This window comes from Tenacibaculum haliotis (genome assembly GCF_025215075.1).
GTDB lineage: Bacteria > Bacteroidota > Bacteroidia > Flavobacteriales > Flavobacteriaceae > Polaribacter > Polaribacter haliotis_B.
Genome location: NZ_JAOBTH010000020.1, coordinates 36,239 through 57,881, shown reverse-complemented (window position 1 = coordinate 57,881; position 21,643 = coordinate 36,239). Strand labels below are relative to the sequence as shown.

Annotated in this window: 25 protein-coding genes and 1 riboswitch; of the genes, 3 read left to right on the top strand and 22 right to left on the bottom strand. The window is 32.5% G+C overall.

Features of this window, described 5'->3' with window-relative positions:
* Positions 1-2: 2 nt before the first annotated feature.
* The 3 genes from N2251_RS02090 to N2251_RS02080 all read left to right on the top strand — a co-directional run bounded on the left by N2251_RS02090 (position 3) and on the right by N2251_RS02080 (position 2,871).
* A complete protein-coding gene (locus tag N2251_RS02090; protein ID WP_260585044.1) occupies positions 3-800 on the top strand; it encodes an ABC transporter ATP-binding protein in 798 nt (265 codons plus the stop codon).
* Between the two features lie 56 nt (positions 801-856).
* A complete protein-coding gene (locus N2251_RS02085; RefSeq protein ID WP_260585043.1) occupies positions 857-1,906 on the top strand; it encodes a M28 family metallopeptidase in 1,050 nt (349 codons plus the stop codon).
* 248 nt (positions 1,907-2,154) lie between these two features.
* The gene (locus tag N2251_RS02080) at positions 2,155-2,871 is read left to right on the top strand and encodes a 3-ketoacyl-ACP reductase (RefSeq protein ID WP_260585042.1); all 717 of its coding nucleotides are present in this window, start codon (positions 2,155-2,157) and stop codon (positions 2,869-2,871) included.
* Between the two features lie 43 nt (positions 2,872-2,914).
* On the opposite strand, the gene moeB is transcribed toward N2251_RS02080, so the two are convergent.
* The 22 genes from moeB to rpmD all read right to left on the bottom strand — a co-directional run bounded on the left by moeB (position 2,915) and on the right by rpmD (position 21,643).
* Positions 2,915-3,970: a HesA/MoeB/ThiF family protein gene (gene moeB, locus N2251_RS02075; protein ID WP_260585041.1), complete on the bottom strand. Its 1,056-nt coding sequence runs from the start codon at positions 3,968-3,970 to the stop codon at positions 2,915-2,917.
* Positions 3,970-5,091, bottom strand: a complete 1,122-nt coding sequence (gene thiH, locus N2251_RS02070) for a 2-iminoacetate synthase ThiH (RefSeq protein WP_260585040.1) — start codon at positions 5,089-5,091, stop codon at positions 3,970-3,972. Before thiH ends, moeB begins: the two co-directional genes overlap by 1 nt.
* Positions 5,092-5,094: 3 nt before the next feature.
* Positions 5,095-5,865, bottom strand: a complete 771-nt coding sequence (locus N2251_RS02065; protein WP_312025079.1) for a thiazole synthase — start codon at positions 5,863-5,865, stop codon at positions 5,095-5,097.
* Positions 5,866-5,960: 95 nt separating this feature from the next.
* The gene (thiE, locus tag N2251_RS02060; protein WP_260585039.1) at positions 5,961-6,608 is read right to left on the bottom strand and encodes a thiamine phosphate synthase; all 648 of its coding nucleotides are present in this window, start codon (positions 6,606-6,608) and stop codon (positions 5,961-5,963) included.
* Position 6,609: 1 nt separating this feature from the next.
* A complete protein-coding gene (locus N2251_RS02055; RefSeq protein WP_260585038.1) occupies positions 6,610-7,365 on the bottom strand; it encodes a hydroxymethylpyrimidine/phosphomethylpyrimidine kinase in 756 nt (251 codons plus the stop codon).
* Positions 7,366-7,517: 152 nt separating this feature from the next.
* Positions 7,518-8,114, bottom strand: coding sequence for a thiamine phosphate synthase (locus N2251_RS02050; RefSeq protein ID WP_260585037.1), 597 nt, complete (start codon positions 8,112-8,114; stop codon positions 7,518-7,520).
* A 258-nt stretch (positions 8,115-8,372) separates the two neighbouring features.
* A complete protein-coding gene (gene thiC / locus N2251_RS02045) occupies positions 8,373-10,232 on the bottom strand; it encodes a phosphomethylpyrimidine synthase ThiC (RefSeq protein ID WP_260585036.1) in 1,860 nt (619 codons plus the stop codon).
* Positions 10,233-10,263: 31 nt separating this feature from the next.
* Positions 10,264-10,467 carry a sulfur carrier protein ThiS gene (thiS, locus tag N2251_RS02040; RefSeq protein WP_260585035.1) on the bottom strand — a complete coding sequence of 68 codons (204 nt, stop codon included), beginning with the start codon at positions 10,465-10,467 and terminating at the stop codon, positions 10,264-10,266.
* Positions 10,468-10,515: 48 nt separating this feature from the next.
* A riboswitch (TPP riboswitch) is annotated at positions 10,516-10,610 on the bottom strand.
* A gap of 104 nt (positions 10,611-10,714) precedes the next feature.
* On the bottom strand, positions 10,715-11,671 hold the full coding sequence (locus N2251_RS02035) for an arginase (RefSeq protein ID WP_260585034.1): 957 nt from the start codon (positions 11,669-11,671) through the stop codon (positions 10,715-10,717).
* Between the two features lie 56 nt (positions 11,672-11,727).
* Positions 11,728-13,014, bottom strand: coding sequence for a citrate synthase (locus tag N2251_RS02030; RefSeq protein ID WP_260585033.1), 1,287 nt, complete (start codon positions 13,012-13,014; stop codon positions 11,728-11,730).
* A 485-nt stretch (positions 13,015-13,499) separates the two neighbouring features.
* On the bottom strand, positions 13,500-14,789 hold the full coding sequence (eno, locus tag N2251_RS02025) for a phosphopyruvate hydratase (RefSeq protein ID WP_260585032.1): 1,290 nt from the start codon (positions 14,787-14,789) through the stop codon (positions 13,500-13,502).
* A 125-nt stretch (positions 14,790-14,914) separates the two neighbouring features.
* Positions 14,915-16,030 (bottom strand): glutamine-hydrolyzing carbamoyl-phosphate synthase small subunit, encoded by a 1,116-nt coding sequence (gene carA / locus N2251_RS02020; protein ID WP_260585031.1) that lies wholly within the window; start codon positions 16,028-16,030, stop codon positions 14,915-14,917.
* A 98-nt stretch (positions 16,031-16,128) separates the two neighbouring features.
* Positions 16,129-16,602, bottom strand: a complete 474-nt coding sequence (gene rplQ, locus N2251_RS02015) for a 50S ribosomal protein L17 (protein WP_218771174.1) — start codon at positions 16,600-16,602, stop codon at positions 16,129-16,131.
* A gap of 60 nt (positions 16,603-16,662) precedes the next feature.
* The gene (locus tag N2251_RS02010) at positions 16,663-17,655 is read right to left on the bottom strand and encodes a DNA-directed RNA polymerase subunit alpha (RefSeq protein ID WP_260585030.1); all 993 of its coding nucleotides are present in this window, start codon (positions 17,653-17,655) and stop codon (positions 16,663-16,665) included.
* Positions 17,656-17,750: 95 nt separating this feature from the next.
* Positions 17,751-18,356 (bottom strand): 30S ribosomal protein S4, encoded by a 606-nt coding sequence (gene rpsD, locus N2251_RS02005; protein ID WP_260585029.1) that lies wholly within the window; start codon positions 18,354-18,356, stop codon positions 17,751-17,753.
* Positions 18,357-18,490: 134 nt separating this feature from the next.
* Positions 18,491-18,877, bottom strand: a complete 387-nt coding sequence (gene rpsK, locus N2251_RS02000; RefSeq protein ID WP_028887452.1) for a 30S ribosomal protein S11 — start codon at positions 18,875-18,877, stop codon at positions 18,491-18,493.
* 79 nt (positions 18,878-18,956) lie between these two features.
* Positions 18,957-19,322, bottom strand: coding sequence for a 30S ribosomal protein S13 (gene rpsM, locus N2251_RS01995; protein WP_218771177.1), 366 nt, complete (start codon positions 19,320-19,322; stop codon positions 18,957-18,959).
* Complete coding sequence (ykgO, locus tag N2251_RS01990) at positions 19,322-19,438, bottom strand: type B 50S ribosomal protein L36 (protein ID WP_073316873.1); 117 nt, start codon at positions 19,436-19,438, stop codon at positions 19,322-19,324. The genes rpsM and ykgO overlap by 1 nt, the downstream gene beginning before the upstream one ends.
* Positions 19,439-19,450: 12 nt before the next feature.
* Positions 19,451-19,666, bottom strand: a complete 216-nt coding sequence (infA, locus tag N2251_RS01985; protein ID WP_104808455.1) for a translation initiation factor IF-1 — start codon at positions 19,664-19,666, stop codon at positions 19,451-19,453.
* 1 nt (position 19,667) lies between these two features.
* The gene (gene secY / locus N2251_RS01980) at positions 19,668-20,987 is read right to left on the bottom strand and encodes a preprotein translocase subunit SecY (protein WP_260585095.1); all 1,320 of its coding nucleotides are present in this window, start codon (positions 20,985-20,987) and stop codon (positions 19,668-19,670) included.
* A 12-nt stretch (positions 20,988-20,999) separates the two neighbouring features.
* Positions 21,000-21,449 (bottom strand): 50S ribosomal protein L15, encoded by a 450-nt coding sequence (gene rplO, locus N2251_RS01975; protein ID WP_260585026.1) that lies wholly within the window; start codon positions 21,447-21,449, stop codon positions 21,000-21,002.
* 11 nt (positions 21,450-21,460) lie between these two features.
* Complete coding sequence (gene rpmD, locus N2251_RS01970) at positions 21,461-21,643, bottom strand: 50S ribosomal protein L30 (protein WP_260585025.1); 183 nt, start codon at positions 21,641-21,643, stop codon at positions 21,461-21,463.

Sequence of the window (21,643 nt, the reverse complement as noted above, 5' to 3'; positions counted from 1 at the left end):
AGTTGACTGATTCTAAAAAAAATATCGTTCTTAAAACTGAAAACCTTTCAATAGGTTATCAAACAAAAAAGCAACAAACTATTATTGCTTCCAACATTAATTTTTCTGTTGAAAAAGGAAAATTTGTAGCGCTTTTAGGTAAAAACGGAATCGGTAAATCTACCTTATTACGAACACTATCTAAAGTTCAAAATCCTTTGAGCGGAAGCATAGAAATTAACAAAAAGAAGATTACTGATTATTCGCACCACGAACTAGCAACTTCTTTAAGCTTGGTGCTAACTGAACGCTTACCCCAAAGTCAACTTACCGTTTTCGAATTAATCGCTTTAGGTCGCCAACCATATACGAATTGGATAGACAAATTATCATCCAAAGACCTTAAAAAAATTCTTTGGGCAATTGAACAAACAGCTATTGAACACTTAAAAGACAAACGTTTTTACGAATTAAGTGACGGACAGTTACAACGTGTTCTTATCGCACGTGCTTTAGCTCAAGATACAGCAATTATTATTTTAGATGAACCAACTGCTCATTTAGACATCCATCATACATTTAAAATCTTTTCATTATTAAAACAACTAGTTGAAAAAACAGGAAAAACCATTGTTATTTCTACTCACGAAGTAAATATTGCGATTCAATTAGCAGATGAATTTGTTTTGCTTTCGGAACAACAAATTTATAGCGGAACAGCTAAAGAACTAATTAATCAAAATGCTTTTGAACAATTATTCCCAAAAGAATTGATCAGTTTTAACAAAACATTAAAACAATTCATAATAAAGAAAAACTAAAATTGTTGTTTATTACCAATTATTATTTTTGAACACTAATCAAACCAAAAACCTTAATGAAAAAATTACTTTATATAGCAAGTGCTATCGTTTTTACAGCATGTGGAGCAAGTAAAGACACTTCAAGTACAGAGCATAAAGATGATGCTAACGTAGATTATGCTGCGAAATATGCAAAAACTATTACTGCTAAAGATTTAGGAAAACACTTATTTATATATGCTTCTGATGAATTTGAAGGACGTAATACTGGAGAGCCAGGGCAAAAAAAAGCAGTTAACTATTTAAGAGATTTTTATAAAAATGAAGGAATTGTATCTCCTTTAGGAAGCGATAACTATTTTCAAAAAGTTCCTTCTGCTTACTTAAGTAATAATCGTAGAGGAATGATTTTAAAAGATTCTGAAAACGTTGTTGCTTTCATTAAAGGAACAGAAAAACCAGAGGAAATTTTAGTGATTTCTGCACATTTAGATCACGAAGGTGTTAAAAACGGAAAAATATATAATGGTGCCGATGATGATGGTTCAGGTACTGTTGCCATTTTAGAAATTGCAGAAGCTTTTAAACAAGCTTATAACGAAGGTAAAAAGCCAAAGCGTTCTATTTTATTTTTACATGTTACAGGTGAAGAAAAAGGTTTATTAGGTTCTAAGTATTATACTGAAAATCCTATTTTCCCTTTAGCTAATACCGTTACTAATTTAAATATTGATATGATTGGTAGAGTTGATGATCGCCATAAAGGAAACCCTAATTATGTGTATTTAATTGGAGCTGATAAGTTAAGTACCGAGTTACATGACATTTCTGAAGCAATGAACAAGAAATACACAAACGTAGCTTTAGACTATAAATATAACGACGAAAAAGACCCGAATCGTTATTACTATCGTTCTGACCATTATAATTTTGCAAAAAATAACATTCCTGTTATTTTCTATTTTAACGGTACACACGATGATTACCACCAGCCAACAGATACACCTGAAAAAATTAACTACGAGATGTTAGAAAACAGAACTCGTTTAGTTTTTCATACGGCATGGGAACTTGCTAATCGCGAGAACCGTGTAACTGTTGATAAAGGAGAAACTACAAGGTAAAAAATATATTTTAGTATAAAAAAAACTCACCAACTTGGTGAGTTTTTTATTTTATATGAATTATTCAAAATTACAGAAAATCAACCATAAATATAAAAAAAGATAAAAAAACCTTCGGATAGTTCCTCTTATAAAAATTAAACACGAGTAGTTCTCTAATTTTTAATTTGACATTACTAACCATCCTTTTAACAGTTTAATTACATAAAAAATAATACCTTTATCTATAAAAACCAATTATAATATAAATGGAAAATTTAACGAATAAAAAAGCCATCATAACTGGAGGTAGTAGAGGTTTAGGAAAAGCCACCGCTATTGCTTTTGCTAAAAAAGGGATAAATGTTGCCATTACTGGTAGAAACGAGAAACAACTGCTTAGTACAGTTACCGAAATAAAAACATATGGTGTTGAGGCGACTTATGCTGTCTTTGATGTTAGCCATTACAACGAAGTTCAAAAAGGAATAAAAGAGATTATTGATACATTTGGCACTGTTGATATTTTAGTAAACAATGCGGGTATTGCTGCTTTTGGTTCGCTAAACGAAATGCCCGTTGAAAATTGGACACAAATTATACAAACCAATTTAATGGGAATGTATTATGTTACCAAAGAAGTTTTACCTTATTTAATTGAAAAAAACGAAGGTGATATTATTAATATTGCTTCAACCGCTGGACTTAATGGTAATGCAACAACCTCAGCATATTCGGCCTCTAAATTTGCAGTAATCGGAATGTCGGAATCATTAATGAAAGAAGTTCGTAAAAACAACATTAGAGTTTGTACGCTTACACCAAGTACTATTGCTTCAGATATGTCTTTAGAGTTAGGAATTACAGATGGGAATCCTGAAAAAGTATTACAACCCGATGACTTTGCTGAATTAATTGTAGCTGGTTTATCTTTACCTAGAAGAGCCATGCTTAAAGGAGCTTCTTTATGGTCAACCAATCCATAATCTACACAATGCGTTTCTCTTATAAAAAAGGAAACGCATTTTTTTAATTCAATCCGTTTTTTAGGTTGATAAAAATAACCTCATCAATTGCCTCTTCTAAAAAGGCGATTGCTTTTTTACTTCTTATTCCCGATTTACAATACACAACGAGAGGTTTATCAAAATTTAACTCTTTAAATCTATTTTGTAATTCTCCTAAAGGAATATGTTGTCCTTTAATATGATGTTGTTGACGCTCCCAATTTTCACGCACATCTAATAAATTATATTTCGGTAAATTCTTTTGAAGCTCATCAAAAGTAATTTCATTTTTTACTGATTTTATTCCGCAGAAAAAATCATAGTCTTTTTCTAATTCTGTAACCACTGTATCAGCTGATTTCTCAAATTTTAAAATCATTTGACGCATACTTAAAGTATCATACATCAATAATTTATTAGCTAAAACCTCCCCTATTTCGCAAATAATTTTAATCGTTTCATTTGCTTGTAAGCCACCAATAATTCCTGGTAAAACTCCCAAAACGCCAATTTCAGAACAATTTGGAGATTCATCTGGTTTTGGTGGTGTCGGATATAAACATCTGTAAGTTGCGCTACTTTTATAATTAAACACACTAACCTGACCTTCAAACTTAAAAATTGCGCCGTACACCAATGGCTTTTTGGTAATTACAGCGGCATCATTTGTTAAATATCGAGTTGAAAAATTATCACTCCCATCAACAATAACATCATATTTTTCAAACAATGAAATGGCATTTTCGTTTGTTAATTTTTCTTTATATACTTTAAAATTCACAAACGGATTTAACCTCGATAATCGCTTTGCTGCTGTTTCAGCTTTAGAAAAACCAATATCATCAATTGTATATAAAATTTGACGCTGTAAATTACTTTGATCTACCACATCGTCATCTATAATTCCGATGTTTCCAACACCTGCAGCTGTTAAATACTGTAATACAGGGCAACCCAATCCGCCAGCACCAATTACCAAAACTTTTGCTTGCTTTAATTTTAATTGACCTGCTTCTCCTATTTTATCTAAAATAAGATGACGATTATATTGTTTTTGTTCTTCGTTAGTTAAATTCATTATTTTTCTATTGACTCAAAATGTGCCCAATCTTTCCAAACGACTTCTAAACCTTTGTCTTTTAACATTTTTACCACTTGTTCTGTACTTCGTTCATCAGAAATTTCAAATTGCTCCAACGATTGTGGTTCTACCGTATAGCCTCCCGGATTCGTTTTAGATTCTGCACTAATTGATGTAGCTCCTAAATTAACAATATTATTCCTGAAAATTTCACTTTCTCTGGTAGACATCGACAACTCTACATCTTCATCAAACAAACGAAAAGCACAAATTAATTGTACTAAATCGGCATCAGTCATTTCTACCTTTGGTTCTAATCCGCCAGAATGTGGTCGTAACCTCGGAAACGAAATAGAATACTTTGTTTTCCAATATGTTTTTTGTAAATATTTTAAATGCAAGGCTGTAAAAAAACTATCGGCACGCCAATCTTCTAATCCGAATAAAGCACCTAAACCTATTTTATGAATCCCTGCTTTCCCTAATCTATCTGGCGTATCTAAACGGTAATCAAAATTAGATTTTTTTCCCTTCGGATGATGTTTCTTATACTCATCTCTATGATACGTTTCTTGATAAACTAATACAGCGTACAATCCTGCTTCAATTAAAGATTCATATTCATCCTGATCTAAAGGTTGCACTTCAATCGTAATATTTGAAAATTGCGAACGTATTAATTCGATTGCATTTTTAATATAATTAACGCCAACCGTTTTATTTGCTTCACCAGTAACCAACAAAATATGATCGTATCCTTTTTCTTTTAAAAAAGCTACTTCTTTTAAAATTTCAGCGTCGGTTAACGTTCGTCTAGGTATTTTATTAGTCATACTAAAACCACAGTATGTACAAATATTTTGGCATTCGTTACTCAAATACATTGGCGCATACATTTGTATTGTGTTACCAAATCGTTTTTTAGTAAGTAAGCTACTTTTTTGTGCCATTTGCTCGATATACGGGCGTGCAGCAGGAGATATCAATGCTTTAAAATCTTCTAAATCAATTTTTTCTTTCGATAAAGCACGCATTACCTCATCAGTAGTTTTATTAAAAATACTTTTTAAGGTATCATCCCAACTATAAGTATCAAAAAGTTCTTTAAAATTACTCATTTTTTAATTTAAAAACGATGTTAACGGGCTACTTGCTTCTGCTTCTTGTCTTATCGGTGCTAGTTTTGCTTCATACGCCATTCTACCAGCTTCTACCGCCATTTTAAACGCTCTTGCCATTGCTACTGGCTTTTGAGATACTGCAATAGCAGTATTTACCAACACAGCATCGGCTCCTAACTCCATTGCATAAGCTGCATGAGAAGGAGCGCCAATACCAGCATCAACAATTACAGGAACATTAGACTGCTCGATAATTATTTCTAAAAAATCTTGTGTTTTCAATCCTTTATTACTTCCTATTGGTGCGCCCAATGGCATTACACATTGCGTTCCTACCTCTTCTAATCGCTTACATAAAACAGGGTCGGCATGAATATAAGGCATTACTACAAATCCTAATTTCACCAATTCTTCCGCTGCTTTTAAAGTTTCAATAGGATCGGGCAATAAATACCTAGGATCAGGATGAATTTCTAATTTTACCCAATTAGTTTCTAAAGCCTCTCTTGACAATTTGGCTGCAAACACAGCTTCTTTTGCTGTTCTAACTCCCGATGTATTTGGTAATAAATTAATTCTTGAATGATTTAAATGTGTTAAAATATCATCATTTTCATCTTTAACATCTACTCTTTTTAAAGCAACGGTTATTAATTCACTTTCTGAGGCTAGCAGTGCTTCTTTCATTAAAACAGAAGAACTAAATTTTCCTGTTCCAGTGAATAAACGTGATGTAAATTCTTTATCTGCTATTTTTAATATATTATTCATGTTATTTCTTGTTAGGTTGATCGTAGTCGATTTTTTTTTTAATAATTTATGAAACTAAAAAACCGCTCGACTGCTCTCGAGGAGACATACAAACATTACTTGTCATCCATTTTGTATACTTGTTCTTGCATACTTGGTGCATTTAAAATTTTATGAAAAACAGGAATACTTGTAAAATCATTGGTTATTGCTCCCGATGCCGCAACACCATAAACACCTGAATGCACAATACCTGCAACATCATCTAAAGTAATACCTCCAATAGCTATTATTGGTGTTTCAGTTTGTAACTCTTTAACAATCTGCTGATATCCTTCAACTCCTAAAACTGGACTTAAATTCTTTTTAGTTTCAGTAAATTGAAAAGGGCCTAAACCAATATAATCTACTTTCTTTTCTAGTAATTTTTTACAATCTTCTAAAGTATTTGCGGTTCCACCAACGGAATAAAATTTACCTAAATAAGCACGTACTTTTAACGGACAAGCATCACTTTTCCCTAAATGAACGCCGTCTGCATTTACCTCTTTAGCTACTTTATAGTAATCGTTTATAATTAAACGGGTTTGAAAGTGCCCTGTTATTTCTCTTGCTTTTTTTGCCGTTTCTAAAATCGTTTTAGGATCAAAACCTTTTAATCGTAATTGTACCCATTCGGCTCCAGATGCACAAGCTTTTTGAATATTGTCTAAATGTTCTTGTGCTGTTTTACCTTGTGTTATATAATGTAATTTACTTATCATTTTATTTATAATTATGGGTTCCTAAAAGTGATTCGTTTGAATTTAAAAATTGTTCGGTATACCTTTTTGTGTTTTTACAAGCATCTTCTAAAGAAAATTCTAATGCTAAATTAGCTGCCAATGTTGATGATAAAACACAACCACTTCCGTGTTTTTCGAAAACAGTATTAGCAATAGGTGGAATATTTAGTTTTACGATTTTACTATAATACACTTCGTCCCATCCTTTTTTATCTTTTCTGTGCCCGCCTTTTAAATAGGTATTTGTTTTTTCGGATATAAAATCAATTGTTTCTTCGATATTTTTATTCGGAAAAAGTGCTTTTATTTCTTCGTAATTGGGTGTTACAAAATCACAATTACCTAACACTTGTTCGAATGTTTTTAAATTTTGATTTGTATGAAATTCAAATCCTGCACTTGCTTTTAAAATTGGATCTACTACAATTTGTATTGTTGGATTTAATTTTCTCAACGTTTGAATTATAGCTAACAAAACATTCCAAGATTCAATAATTCCTATTTTTACTACTGAGATAGGAAAACGTTCAAACAATGTTTCAATTTGTGCTATAATTATTTGCTCATCTATCCAAACACAATCTTTAAAATCAACATCATTTTGAACAGTAACAGCAGTACAAACTGATAATCCATACAAACCGTGCGCTTCAAATGTTTTAATATCTGAAGTGATGCCTGCTCCGCTTGACGGATCTAAACCTGCAATGGTTAGTATGTAATTTTTAGTATTCAAATTATTTTTATTTAGTTCTCGACTGCGCTTAAACTGATAATTACATTTTAATTTTCTGAATAACTTAGTTTTAGAAACATATTCTCGATACATTTTTATTCCGTTATCACTTCATAAAAACACTCGAACTGACAGCTAGAATTTTCTTTTAATCAAACTAAGGAATCAAACTTATCTTTTATCTTTTTATAACTTTCTACTGGATTTTCTGTATTCCAAACACCTCCTAATACTCCAATTCCTTCAAAACCTAATTCGAGTGTTTTAGCTATTGTTTCGGTGTTAATTCCACCCATACCTACAATCGGTTTATCAATGTGATTTACATCAAAACCTCTTCCTTCATATCCTTCTTTTGAAATAGATGAAAAAACTGGACTTAATAAATGATAATCAAATTCGATATCGCAAACTTCAATATCTTTAGGTTCATGAAAAGAACTACTCATTGTTTTTCCTAACATATTTAATCCTATAAAATATCGACTTCCGTTTTCTAAAGCATCTCGTCTTTTTTGTTCTTGAAAATGGATTCCTTTTAAATTGAATTCATTTGTTAATTCATGAAAATAATGAACAACTATTTTATTGTGATATTTCTCTGATATTTGATTTAAATAAGATACATGTTCTTCTAAATCTTTAAAAGGTTTTCTTAAATGATAGTATTCTAAACCTGCTTCAAATAATTGGTGTAGAATTATAATTTCGTTTTCTACATCTTTTTCTGGGGCAATAAGTACAATCATATTAGTTTTATTTTAGTAGCTACTAATTTTATACAAAAATAATCTAATTTATTATTGAAATCGTAGAATCCTTGATCGTTTCATACTCTTAAATTACGGCTGTTTTTTGGGTTAGGGATTGCAGTGGCATCCTTTTGCTGTCTGTTCGAGTGAATTTATGTAGTAAAACGAAATAAATTTATATCGAGAACAAGCAAAAGATATAACGGAAAGCCCGCCTACGCCTTTTTTTCAAGGCGTAGGAACCTCCAAATTATTTTATAAATACACCTCTGAGCCTTTCTCTTTAAATTCTTTCGATTTTTCGTCCATTCCTTTCTGAATTACCTCATTATCAATAATTTCGTTTTCAGCGGCAAAATCACGTACTTCTTGCGAAATTTTCATAGAACAAAATTTTGGACCACACATAGAACAAAAATGTGCAATTTTAGCACCGGCAGCTGGCAACGTTTCATCATGATATTCACGAGCACGTTCTGGATCTAATCCTAAATTAAATTGATCTTCCCATCGGAACTCAAAACGAGCCATACTTAATGCGTTATCTCTGTGCTGAGAACCAGGATGTCCTTTTGCTAAATCGGCAGCATGAGCGGCTAACTTGTAAGTAATTACTCCCACTCGTACATCTTCTTTATTTGGTAATCCTAAATGCTCTTTTGGCGTTACATAACATAACATCGCACATCCGTACCAACCAATCATGGCAGCTCCAATACCCGAAGTAATGTGATCGTAACCTGGAGCAATATCCGTTGTTAAAGGTCCTAATGTATAAAAAGGAGCTTCATCACAAACTTCAATTTGCTTCTCCATATTTTCTTTAATCATGTGCATTGGTACATGCCCTGGCCCTTCAATAAAACACTGTACTTCGTGCTTACGTGCTATTTGTGTTAATTCTCCTAAGGTTTCTAACTCAGCAAATTGTGCTTCATCATTAGCATCGGCTACAGAACCTGGACGTAAGCCATCACCTAATGAAAAGGCAACATCGTACTGTTTTAATATTTCGCAAATGTCTTCGAAATGTGTGTATAAGAAACTTTCTTTATGATGTGCTAAACACCATTTTGCCATGATAGAACCTCCACGAGATACAATTCCTGTAACACGTTTTGCTGTCATTGGTACGTAACGTAACAAAACTCCTGCATGAATAGTAAAGTAATCTACTCCTTGCTCGGCTTGTTCTATTAACGTGTCACGAAAAATTTCCCATGTTAAATCTTCAGCAACACCGTTTACTTTTTCTAATGCTTGATAAATTGGCACTGTACCTACTGGTACTGGTGAGTTACGAATAATCCATTCGCGGGTTTCATGAATATTTTCTCCTGTAGATAAATCCATAATATTATCTGCTCCCCAACGGCAAGCCCATACAGCTTTTTCTACTTCTTCTTCAATTGATGATGTTACGGCAGAGTTACCAATATTTGCATTTATTTTCACCAAGAAATTTCTTCCTAAAATCATAGGTTCAGCTTCTGGGTGATTTATGTTTGATGGTATGATTGCTCGACCTCTAGCTACTTCTGATCGCACAAATTCTGGAGTAATTTTAGCTGGAATATTAGCTCCAAAATGTTCTCCTTTATGTTGTTTTCTTATTTCGGTCATTTCATCTATTCGCTGATTTTCACGAATAGCAATATATTCCATTTCTGGTGTAATGATTCCTTTTTTAGCGTAGTGTAATTGTGTTACGTTTTGTCCTTTTTTAGCTCTTAAAGGATTTTTTAATAACTTAAAACGCATATGATCTAAACTAGTATCGTTTAAGCGTTCGTTACAGTATTCCGAAGAAAACTTAGTCAACTGCTCAACATCACCACGGTCTTTAATCCAAGATTCACGAATTCTTTCAATTCCACTGTGTACGTCAATTTCTTTAGTAGGATCGGTATAAGGTCCTGAAGTATCATAAACTGTTACAGGTTCGTTTGGCGTTTTCTTTTTTGTCATAGAATCAACCGTATCACTTAACGAAATTTCACGCATTGCTACTTTAATTTGCGGGTGGATTTTTCCGTTTACATAAATTTTCTTAGAATTCGGAAATGGTTTTCTTGTAATTCCGTTTTGCTTTGGTGCTGTGTCTTTGTTCTTCATTTGATAAAGTAGTTTGCTTTTAAAATAAAAATCATCCTCCTTGAGTAGATCTTATAATTAAAATATCATCATTATTTTGAAGTAACTTTAAAGACCAATCTGTTCTTTTTATCACAGTACTATTTATAGCAATAGCAATTCCATTTGTTTGAATTTTTAAATATTCAACAAACTCTTGTAATGTTTGGTTTTCTAAAACTTGATGGTCTTTTTGGTTTACTTTTATAGTAATCATATTTATATAATATTACTGTAAACCGAATGGTAGTAACTCGATATAATTTTATCGAAGATAACTTTTCCCTACGCTGGTATTAACCAAATCAGGTTCTAAGGATTTTTCTCAAACTAATTTAATAGCTACTCCTAAAGTTTACGAGACAAATGTATTCTTATTTTTTAAAAAACAGCTATTTTGTAATAAAAAAAAAGCATCCAAATATATATTTGGATGCTTTTACCTATTTATAATAGTCTATTACTTATAATGCTTGAATAGTTTTAGCAACTTCTTCTAAGACTTTAAAAGCTGTTTCCGCCATTTTATTTCCTTTTAAATCTAACAATGGATTTACTTCTACAAATTCAACACAAGCTACTTTTTTACTAGCTAGTAAACCGTTTATAATTTTAACAATTTCTTTATCGTCAAAACCTTTAGGAACTGGTGTTCCTGTACCGTAAGAAATCATATCACAATCCATCGCATCAACGTCAAAAGACACATAAATGATGTCACAATCAGATAACTTTTCTAAAGCTTCGTTTACACAAACTTCTAATCCGCGATAGCGAACTTCGGCAACCATATAGTTTTTAATACCATATTTTTCCATTTGCTTTTCTTCTGGTTCCTCAGTATCTCTAACTCCGAAAAAGACAATATCTTCTGGTAAAGCTTTTTGCCCTGGCATCCCGATGTTTTTCATTCGATCCCATATTTCAGTAGTATCTCTATCTACATCGTTTATCTGACAATCTAAATTGTCGTCTGAAATAACGGCTCCTAATGGCATTCCGTGAATGTTTCCAGAAGGAGATGTATACGGCGTGTGTAAATCTCCATGCGCATCAATCCAAACTACTCCAACTCTTTTATTTGGATTCGCTGCCTTAACTCCACTTATTGTTCCTAAAGCTGAAGAATGATCTCCAGAAAGAACTATTGGAAATTTACCTTCTTGTAAATTTACTTTTACGTGGTTACTTAATCTTTTACATTGATTAAAAACACTGTTTATTTGCTTACCAAACGAATTGTTTTTTTTGTTGTAAACCGATTCATTTTCTGTAATTACATCTTCATAATCAAAACGATTAAAAAAATCGTTGTTTTGATTAATAGCGGCAATTTCAATAGCATCCACTCCCATATCTGACCCGCGTGTTCCTGCTCCAATATCAGACCTGTTTTTGATAATTTTAATTTCTTTCATCATCAATTATATTTAATAAAAAAATGCCATTTAAATTTAAATGGCATTTTTAAGTTATTTTATCTTTTACTAATTTCTACAAAATTTCTAAGGTTTTCTCCTGTATAAATTTGACGTGGACGACCGATTGGTTCTTTACCCACACGCATTTCTTTCCATTGAGCAATCCAACCTGGTAAACGACCTAATGCAAACATTACGGTAAACATTTCTACAGGAATACCCATAGCACGATAAATAATTCCTGAATAAAAATCTACATTCGGATATAATTTACGTTTTACAAAATATTCATCATTTAAAGCTTCTTGCTCTAATCCTTTTGCAATTTCTAAGATAGGGTCATTAACACCTAAATTAGCCAAAACCTCATCAGCAGCTACTTTAATTATTTTTGCTCGTGGATCGAAATTTTTATAAACACGGTGTCCGAAGCCCATTAAACGAAAAGGATCGTTTTTATCTTTCGCTTTAGCCATGTATTTTTTAGTATCTCCACCATCTTCTTTAATCGCTTCTAACATTTCTAATACTGCTTGGTTTGCTCCACCATGCATTGGTCCCCAAAGTGCAGAAATTCCTGCAGAAAGTGAGGCAAATAATCCTGCGTGAGAAGAACCTACTATTCTTACAGTAGATGTAGAACAGTTTTGCTCGTGATCTGCATGTAAAATCAATAATTTATTTAAAGCGTTTACAACAACATCATTCTTTATATAATCTTTATTTGGCTGCTTAAACATCATTTTATAGGTGTTCTCTACATACCCTAAATTACAATCACCATAATCTAAAGGAAGCCCTTGTTTTTTACGCATTGTCCATGCTACTAATACAGGAAATTTTCCTAGTATTTTAACAATAGCATTGTACATTTCTTCTTCTGAATCTACATTTACTGAAGAAGGGTTAAACGCTGTTAAAGCTGATGTTAATGAAGAAATTACTCCCATTGGGTGAGCAGACTTAGGAAATGCATCTACTATTTTTCTTATATCTTCATCTACTATCGATTGCTCACAAATATCTTTTTTAAACTTATCTAATTGATCTGTAGTTGGTAACTCACCAAAAATTAATAAATATGCTACTTCAATAAAATCTGCTTTTTCTGCTAATTCTTCTATTGAATATCCTCTATATCTTAAAATTCCTTCTTCTCCATTTAAAAATGTAATAGCACTTTGACAAGACCCAGTATTTTTATATCCTGGATCGATAGTTATAACACCATCAGAAACACCTCTTAATGTTTTAATATCAATTGCAGTTTCATTTTCTGTTCCTTTAATTAACGGGAACTCATACGTCTTTTCACCAATTTGTAGTTTTGCTATATCTGCCATTTTTATCTCTTGAATTTTATGATTGAAGTGAATTGCGAAGATACCATTTTTTGTAGTATTTTAAAAATAGGTTTTGATAGATTTTTAATATCTGAAAATAGATATATTTTATTGTTAATTACATAAAAAACACCTCCAAAAACGTCTATTTGTGTGGTTTTTGTAGTTTATATTTTGATTATCGATAATTAATAATAACTCACTCTACGTTAAGCGAAACTTGTTTAAAACCATTGCTATAAAATATTATTTATAATAACGATGTGATTCTGAAGTGAATTCAGAATGACGCACTACTAAGTTAGGCTATAATTCAAACTAAAAACCTATCTATAGATACCTCTCCATACTTTTTAGTATTTTCTTCTTATGCATTAATCACTGTTATTGTTAGCTGTAAAATAATTGATTTTTGATTTCTATAAAAGCAAAAACCTTGCCATCTAGGCAAGGTTTTTATATTGATTAAAATCGTAAATTTTAAATTACTTTATTTTGAAAGCTTTTTCTTGCGGATAATAAGCAACATCATCCAATTCTTCTTCAATACGTAAAAGCTGATTGTATTTTGCCATACGATCAGAACGAGAAGCCGATCCAGTTTTTATTTGTCCACAGTTTAAAGCTACTGCTAAATCGGCAATAGTATTGTCTTCTGTTTCACCAGATCTGTGACTCATAACTGAAGTATAACCTGCGTTATGCGCCATATTAACTGCAGCAATAGTTTCCGTTAACGTCCCTATTTGGTTTACTTTAATTAAAATTGAATTTGCAATTCCGTTTTCAATTCCTCTAGATAAACGCTCTACGTTGGTTACAAATAAATCGTCTCCAACTAACTGCACTTTATCACCGCAAATTTCAGTTAAATATTTCCATCCTTCCCAGTCATTTTCATCCATTCCATCTTCAATAGAAATAATAGGGTATTTTTCTGCCAATTCTGCTAAATAATCAGCTTGTTCTTTACTAGAACGCACTTTTCCTTTTGCACCTTCAAACTTTGTATAATCATATTTTCCATCAACAAAAAATTCGGCAGCAGCACAATCTAAAGCGATCATTACTTCTTCTCCAAATTTATATCCAGCATTTTTAGTTGCCAATGCAATTGTTTCAATAGCATCTTCAGTACCATCTAAAGTTGGTGCAAAACCTCCTTCATCTCCTACAGCTGTTGATAAATTACGATCGTGTAAAACCTTTTTTAAATTATGAAATATTTCAGAACCAACTTGCATTGCTTCTGTAAAGTTTTTTGCTTTTACTGGCATTACCATAAATTCTTGAAATGCAATTGGTGCATCAGAATGTGAACCTCCGTTAATGATATTCATCATCGGTACTGGTAAGGTATTTGCTGATACTCCGCCAACATATCTATATAAAGGTAAACCTAACTCATTTGCTGCTGCTTTTGCTGTAGCTAAAGAAACTCCTAAAATAGCATTTGCGCCTAATACCGATTTATTAGCTGTACCGTCTAAATCAATCATAATTTGATCAATCATATTTTGTTCAAAAACAGAAACGCCTAATAATTCTTGCGCAATTAAAGTATTTACATTTTTAACCGCATTTAATACGCCTTTACCCATATAATCTTTTCCGCCGTCACGTAACTCAACAGCTTCATGTTCTCCAGTAGAAGCTCCTGAAGGAACTGCTGCTCTTCCCATAACTCCGTTTTCTGTAGTTACATCTACTTCTACAGTTGGATTACCTCTTGAATCAAAAATTTGACGTGCGTGAATGTTGATTATAATACTCATAGTTGTTTATTTTTAATATAGAATCCCGTGAATTTAAACTCACGGGAATACTAATTTATATAGTTGCTAATTTACTAATTGTCGTTGATTTAGTAATGTTTATCAATAATTAATTACGAAAACGATTACGCTTTAACTCTTGCTTTTTTGATGTTTTCTATAAACTCATCAAATAGATATTCTGCATCGTGCGGTCCAGGACTTGCTTCTGGATGATACTGAACAGAAAATACATTTTTAGATTTCATTCTAATACCTGCTACTGTATGATCGTTTAAGTGAACGTGTGAAATTTCAACATCTGCATGCGCTTCAGTTTCTTCACGATTAATAGCAAACCCATGATTCTGAGACGTAATTTCCCCTTTTCCTGTAATTAAATTCTTAACAGGATGGTTGATTCCTCTATGACCATTGTGCATTTTATACGTAGAAATTCCGTTTGCCAATGCAATAACTTGGTGTCCTAAACAGATACCAAATAATGGTAAATTTCTTTTAATGATTTCTTTTGCGGTATTTTGAGCGTCAACTAAAGGTTCTGGATCACCAGGGCCATTTGATATAAAATAACCATCAGGATTAAAATCACTCATTTGCTCGAAAGTAGCATTGTAAGGATATACCTTTATGTAGGCTCCTCTTTTTACTAAGTTTCTTAAAATATTCTTTTTAATACCGATATCTAAGGCAGATACTTTAATTGCCGCATTTTCATCTCCTATAAAATAAGGTTCTTTAGTTGATACTTTAGATGCTAGTTCTAGGCCTTCCATATTTGGAGTCGCTGCTAGTTCTTTTTTAAGAGCATCAATATTATCAACTTCAGTAGAAATAATAGCATTCATTGCTCCGTTATCTCTAATATAAGCAACTAATGCACGCGTATCAACATCAGAAATTGCTACTAAATTATGTTTTTTGAACCAGTCGAATAAATTTCCGTCAGAATCTGCACGAGAGTGTGTAAAACTAAAATTACGACAAATTAATCCTGATATTTTAATGCCTTCAGACTCTACTTCCTCTTTATTTACTCCATAATTACCAATATGCGCGTTGGTAGTTACCATTAATTGTCCGAAATAAGAAGGATCAGTAAATACTTCTTGATAACCAGTCATACCGGTATTAAAACAAATTTCTCCTGTTGAAGTTCCTTCTATTCCAATAGACTTACCGTAGAAAATGGTTCCGTCTGCTAAAAGAACTAATGCTTTTTTACGTTGTTGATATTTCATTTAGTGTGTGTTGTGTAGTTTGTTTGCAAAAATATATAAAAAAAGGGATAAACATTAAATGTTTATCCCTTTGATATAAAATATAAAAATTTTCATTTTTATTCTTCTTCTTGTGAAGTTTGAGTCTCAACTGCTGCATCAGTAGTTTTAGCTCCACCACGACGGCTACGACGAGTGTTTTTCTTAGCTTTATTTCCTTTCGGGTTGTATAATTCGTTGTAATCAACTAATTCTACCATTGCCATAGGAGCATTATCTCCCTGACGGTTTCCTAACTTGATAATACGAACATAACCTCCTGGTCTATCAGCTATTTTCACAGAAATTTCCTTAAATAATTCCGTTACTGCATCTTTACTACGTAAATAGCTAAATACTGTACGGCGATTATGAGTAGTATCTGTTTTAGACTTCGTAATTATAGGCTCGATAAACGTACGAAAAGCTTTCGCTTTAGCAACTGTAGTGTTTATACGTTTGTGTTCAATTAAAGAACAACCCATATTTGCTAACATCGCCTTTCTATGCGCTGTTTGTCTTCCTAAATGATTAAATTTCTTTCCGTGTCTCATGACATTTGGTTTTGGCTTTCATCTTGCTACAACCCATTCTGGGGAGCAAAATATGAAAGGTTAATCTCTATCTAATTTGTATTTGCTTAAGTCCATTCCAAAATTAAGGCTCTTATTTGCCACTAACTCATCTAATTCAGTTAATGATTTTTTACCGAAATTTCTAAATTTCATTAAATCGCTTTTGTTGAATGATACTAAATCTCCTAAAGTATCAACTTCTGCAGCTTTTAAACAGTTTAAAGCACGAACTGATAAATCCATATCAACTAATTTCGTCTTTAATAACTGACGCATATGTAATGATTCCTCATCGTATGTTTCAGTTTGAGCTATTTCATCTGCCTCTAAAGTGATACGCTCATCAGAGAATAACATAAAGTGGTGGATTAAAATTTTAGCTGCTTCTGTTAAGGCATCCTTAGGGTTGATAGAACCGTCAGTATCGATATCGAAAACTAACTTTTCGTAATCTGTCTTTTGCTCTACACGAAAATTTTCAACAGCATACTTTACATTCTTTATAGGAGTGTAAATAGAATCTGTAAAAATTGTTCCTAAAGGTGCACCTGCTCTTTTATTTTCTTCTGCTGGTACGAAACCTCTACCTTTTTCGATAGTAATTTCAGCATTAAAACTTACAGATTTATCTAAGTTACATAATACTAAATCTGGATTTAATACTTGAAAACCTGAGGTAAATTTCTGTAAATCTCCTGCAGTCAATTGTTCTTGACCTGATACTGATATAGATACTGTTTCTCTATCAGTCTCTTCAATTTGTTTCTTAAAACGAACTTGTTTTAAGTTTAAGATGATTTCTGTTACATCTTCTACAACTCCTTGAATTGTTGAGAACTCATGATCTACACCGTCAACACGTAATGATGTAATTGCAAACCCTTCTAATGAAGATAATAATACTCTTCTTAAAGCGTTTCCTACTGTTAATCCAAAACCTGGTTCAAGAGGTCTGAACTCAAATCTACCTGTAAAATCAGTAGATTCAATCATTATTACTTTATCAGGCTTCTGAAAATTTAAAATTGCCATTGTATCTTCTTTTTAATTGTTATTTAGTTGCGCGGTTTATTAGTTCGAAGATGTACATACAAACCCTTTGGCTAAATACCAATATGAATAATTTATTATTTAGAATATAATTCTACGATTAACTGTTCCTTAATATTTTCAGGAATTTGTAATCTCTCTGGTGCTTTAATAAAAGTTCCAGATTTTAAATCAGAGTTCCAGCTTAACCATTCGTAAACGTTACTGTTTGATGCTAAAGCATCTTCAATAGCGATTAATGATTTAGATTTTTCTCTTACTGCAACAACATCACCAGCTTGCACACTGTAAGAAGGAATATTTACTATTTCTCCGTTTACAGTAATGTGACGGTGAGATACTAATTGACGTGCTCCACTACGAGAGTTTGCAACACCTAATCTGTATACTACGTTGTCTAAACGAGATTCACATAATTGTAATAAAACCTCACCAGTAACACCTCCAGCAGCTTGAGCGCTTTTGAATAAGTTACGGAATTGACGCTCTAAAATACCATACATGTATTTCGCTTTTTGCTTCTCCATTAACTGAGTTGCATATTCAGATTTTTTACCTCTTCTTCTTGCATTTCCATGCTGTCCTGGAGGGTAATTTCTTTTTTCGAAGTTTTTATCATCTCCGAAAATTGCCTCGCCAAACTTACGAGCAATTTTAGTTTTTGGTCCTGTATATCTTGCCATTTCTTATTGTTTTAGCAGGGGTTATGAATTAAGGCTTACTCCTTCGATAACCTAATTCCTACTTTAGTTAAAATATTTTTTTTTCGCGCACAAAAGTACACAAAATAAAAATATAAGTTGAAAATTAATTCAACTTATACTCTTCTTCTTTTAGGTGGACGACATCCATTATGAGGAATAGGTGTAACATCAATGATTTCAGTTACTTCAATTCCAGCATTGTGGATAGATCTGATTGCAGATTCTCTACCGTTACCAGGTCCTTTAACATACACTTTTACTTTACGTAAACCTGCTTCTTTTGCTACGTTAGCACAATCTTCTGCGGCTAATTGAGCTGCATACGGAGTGTTCTTTTTAGAACCTCTGAAACCCATTTTACCTGCAGATGACCAAGAAATAACGTCACCTTTTTTGTTTGTTAAAGAAATAATAATGTTGTTGAATGATGCAGTAACGTGAGCTTCACCTACTGATTCTATTACAACTTTACGTTTTTTTGTTATTTTAGACTTTGCCATGATTATTATAGTTTTAGTAATTTAGTTTTCTAACCTTATAGTTTTACAACTACTATTAGATCTTTATTACTTATCTAACTTATTTTTTCTTGTTAGCTACAGTTTTTCTCTTACCTTTTCTAGTACGAGAGTTATTCTTAGTTCTTTGACCTCTTAAAGGTAAACCTAATCTGTGACGAATACCTCTTTGACATCCGATGTCCATTAAACGTTTGATGCTTAATTGAACTTCTGAACGTAATTCACCTTCAATAGTAAATGTTCCTGCTTGCTCACGAATCGCTGCAATTTGATCATCAGTCCAATCTTGAACTTTGATACTCTCGTCTACTTTTGCAGTTGCTAAAATTTCTTTAGATCTGCTGTTCCCTATACCAAAGATGTAAGTTAAAGCGATAACACCTCTTTTATTCTTTGGAATATCAATACCTGCTATTCTTGCCATTACCCTTGTCTTTGTTTAAATCTAGGATTCTTTTTGTTAATTACATATAATCTGCCCTTTCTACGTACAATCTTGCACTCGGCGCTTCTTTTCTTTAATGATGCTCTTACTTTCATCAGTGTGTGTTTTTAGTATCTGTAAGTAATTCTTGCCTTTGATAAATCATATGGACTCATTTCTAACTTTACCTTATCTCCTGGTAATAATTTGATATAATGCATACGCATTTTACCTGAAATGTGTGCCGTAACAACATGGCCGTTCTCTAATTCTACACGAAACATTGCATTAGATAATGCTTCTGTAATTGTTCCGTCTTGTTGAATTGCTGATTGCTTAGCCATATTATTTTAATGATTTTCTGTTACTGTTACCTGTTTTCATTAAACCATCGTAACGACTGTTTAATAAATACGAGTTAATTTGCTGAATAGTATCTATTGCTACTCCTACCATAATGATTAAAGAGGTACCTCCAAAAAACATTGCCCAGTTTTGAGTAACTCCAAACTTTACAATTATTGCAGGTAAAATAGATAAAGCTGCTAAAAATAAAGATCCTGGAAAAGTTATCTTAGATAACACAGCGTCTAAATAATTTGCAGTCTCTTCTCCTGGTTTATATCCTGGAACGAAACCATTGCTTCTCTTTAAGTCTTCAGCCATTTTATTTGTTGGGATAGTAATCGCCGTATAAAAATAACTAAAGATAATAATTAAGATAGCAAATATAACGTTATACCATAACCCGAAATTATCAGTTAAGCTATTTAATGCTGGAAATTTTTGACCTAAAGCTACTGGTAAAAACATAATAGCTTGTGCAAAAATAATTGGCATTACTCCAGATGCATTCAATTTTAAAGGAATGTACTGGCGAGCTCCATCAACATCTTTAATATCAGTAACTGCTGTACGACGTGCATACTGTACTGCTACTTTACGTACTGCTGTAACTAATAATACGGTTAACAAAATTACTACAAACCAAACTATTAATTCGATTAAAATCATCATAACACCTCCTGCTCCTGCTGAATTCTTAGAAACAATTTCTTGAATAAAAGCAGCGGGGAAGTTAGCGATAATACCTACAGTAATTAATAATGAAATTCCATTACCAACTCCTTTGTCTGTAATACGCTCTCCTAACCACATTGCAAAAATTGTTCCTGCAGTTAAAAGGATTATTGATGACACCCAAAATGTTGCTCCTGTTACTAAAAATGCTTCAGGTCCTAATCCCATTTGGTTTTGAATAATTCCAATATAGGTTGGTGCTTGAAACAAAGTAATAGCAATTGTAAGCCATCTTGTTATTTGCGTAATTTTCTTACGTCCACTTTCTCCATCTTTTTGTAATTTTTGTAAATATGGTACCGCAATACCCATTAACTGAACTACAATAGATGCAGAAATATAAGGCATTATACCTAGTGCCATTACTGACGCTCTAGCAAATGCTCCTCCTGTAAATGCGTTTAATAAACCTAAAAGTCCACTAGAAGTACTGTCTTGTAAAGCTGATAACTGAGTTGGGTCAATTCCAGGTAATGGAACTGCCGCCATAAAACGGTATACAGCAATTAAACCTAAAGTTAAAAGTAATTTCTCCTTTAACTCTTCTATCTTCCAAATGTCTTTTAATGTATTTATAAAATTCATCATTTACAATTCTTATAATGTAACTACTTCACCACCGGCAGCTTCAATAGCCGCTTTTGCTGTTGCAGTAAATTTATGTACAGTTATGTTTAATTTAGCTTTTAACTCACCACCACCTAGTATTTTTACTAAATCGTTTTTACGAGCTAAACGGTTTTCTACTAAAACCTCTAAAGTAACTGTATCTGTAATTTTTCCGTTTTCTACTAATCCTTGTAACTTATCTAAATTAACACCAACATACTCTTTACGATTAATGTTTGTGAAACCAAATTTAGGTACGCGTCTTTGAAGTGGCATTTGTCCTCCTTCAAATCCTATTTTACGAGAATAACCAGAACGAGACTTCTGACCATTATGACCTCTTGTAGAGGTACCTCCGTGTCCAGAACCTTCTCCACGAGCGATTCTTTTACCGCTCTTTGTCGATCCTACTGCAGGTTTTAAGTTGTGTAAACTCATCTTATATTGTCTTATTTAATTTCCTCTACAGAAACTAAGTGTGAAACTGTTTTTACCATACCTAAAATAGATGCTGTTGCATTGTGTTCTACAGTATGATTCATTTTACGTAAACCTAACGCCTTTAAGGTTAATTTTTGACTTTTAAGGCGACCAATTTTACTTCTTACTTGTGTAACTTTAATTTTACTCAT

Coding starts and splice junctions, on each gene's coding strand:
- N2251_RS02050 (WP_260585037.1), bottom strand. CDS start 8,114: ATGATTGTACTTATTGCCCCAGAAAAAGATGTAGAAAACGAAATTATA.
- ykgO (WP_073316873.1), bottom strand. CDS start 19,438: ATGAAAGTAAGAGCATCATTAAAGAAAAGAAGCGCCGAGTGCAAGATT.
- carA (WP_260585031.1), bottom strand. CDS start 16,030: ATGAAATATCAACAACGTAAAAAAGCATTAGTTCTTTTAGCAGACGGA.
- thiS (WP_260585035.1), bottom strand. CDS start 10,467: ATGATTACTATAAAAGTAAACCAAAAAGACCATCAAGTTTTAGAAAAC.
- rpsD (WP_260585029.1), bottom strand. CDS start 18,356: ATGGCAAGATATACAGGACCAAAAACTAAAATTGCTCGTAAGTTTGGC.
- rplO (WP_260585026.1), bottom strand. CDS start 21,449: ATGAGTTTACACAACTTAAAACCTGCAGTAGGATCGACAAAGAGCGGT.
- rpmD (WP_260585025.1), bottom strand. CDS start 21,643: ATGAGTAAAATTAAAGTTACACAAGTAAGAAGTAAAATTGGTCGCCTT.
- rpsM (WP_218771177.1), bottom strand. CDS start 19,322: ATGGCAAGAATAGCAGGTATTGATATTCCAAAGAATAAAAGAGGTGTT.
- N2251_RS02030 (WP_260585033.1), bottom strand. CDS start 13,014: ATGGCAGATATAGCAAAACTACAAATTGGTGAAAAGACGTATGAGTTC.
- thiH (WP_260585040.1), bottom strand. CDS start 5,091: ATGAGTAATTTTAAAGAACTTTTTGATACTTATAGTTGGGATGATACC.
- eno (WP_260585032.1), bottom strand. CDS start 14,789: ATGAGTATTATAATCAACATTCACGCACGTCAAATTTTTGATTCAAGA.
- N2251_RS02035 (WP_260585034.1), bottom strand. CDS start 11,671: ATGATGAAAGAAATTAAAATTATCAAAAACAGGTCTGATATTGGAGCA.
- infA (WP_104808455.1), bottom strand. CDS start 19,666: ATGGCTAAGCAATCAGCAATTCAACAAGACGGAACAATTACAGAAGCA.
- thiC (WP_260585036.1), bottom strand. CDS start 10,232: ATGAAGAACAAAGACACAGCACCAAAGCAAAACGGAATTACAAGAAAA.
- N2251_RS02065 (WP_312025079.1), bottom strand. CDS start 5,865: ATGAATAATATATTAAAAATAGCAGATAAAGAATTTACATCACGTTTA.
- N2251_RS02080 (WP_260585042.1), top strand. CDS start 2,155: ATGGAAAATTTAACGAATAAAAAAGCCATCATAACTGGAGGTAGTAGA.
- N2251_RS02010 (WP_260585030.1), bottom strand. CDS start 17,655: ATGGCAATTTTAAATTTTCAGAAGCCTGATAAAGTAATAATGATTGAA.
- rpsK (WP_028887452.1), bottom strand. CDS start 18,877: ATGGCAAAGTCTAAAATAACAAAAAAACGTAAAGTTGTAATAGAATCA.
- moeB (WP_260585041.1), bottom strand. CDS start 3,970: ATGAATTTAACTAACGAAGAACAAAAACAATATAATCGTCATCTTATT.
- N2251_RS02085 (WP_260585043.1), top strand. CDS start 857: ATGAAAAAATTACTTTATATAGCAAGTGCTATCGTTTTTACAGCATGT.
- secY (WP_260585095.1), bottom strand. CDS start 20,987: ATGAATTTTATAAATACATTAAAAGACATTTGGAAGATAGAAGAGTTA.
- thiE (WP_260585039.1), bottom strand. CDS start 6,608: ATGATAAGTAAATTACATTATATAACACAAGGTAAAACAGCACAAGAA.
- rplQ (WP_218771174.1), bottom strand. CDS start 16,602: ATGAGACACGGAAAGAAATTTAATCATTTAGGAAGACAAACAGCGCAT.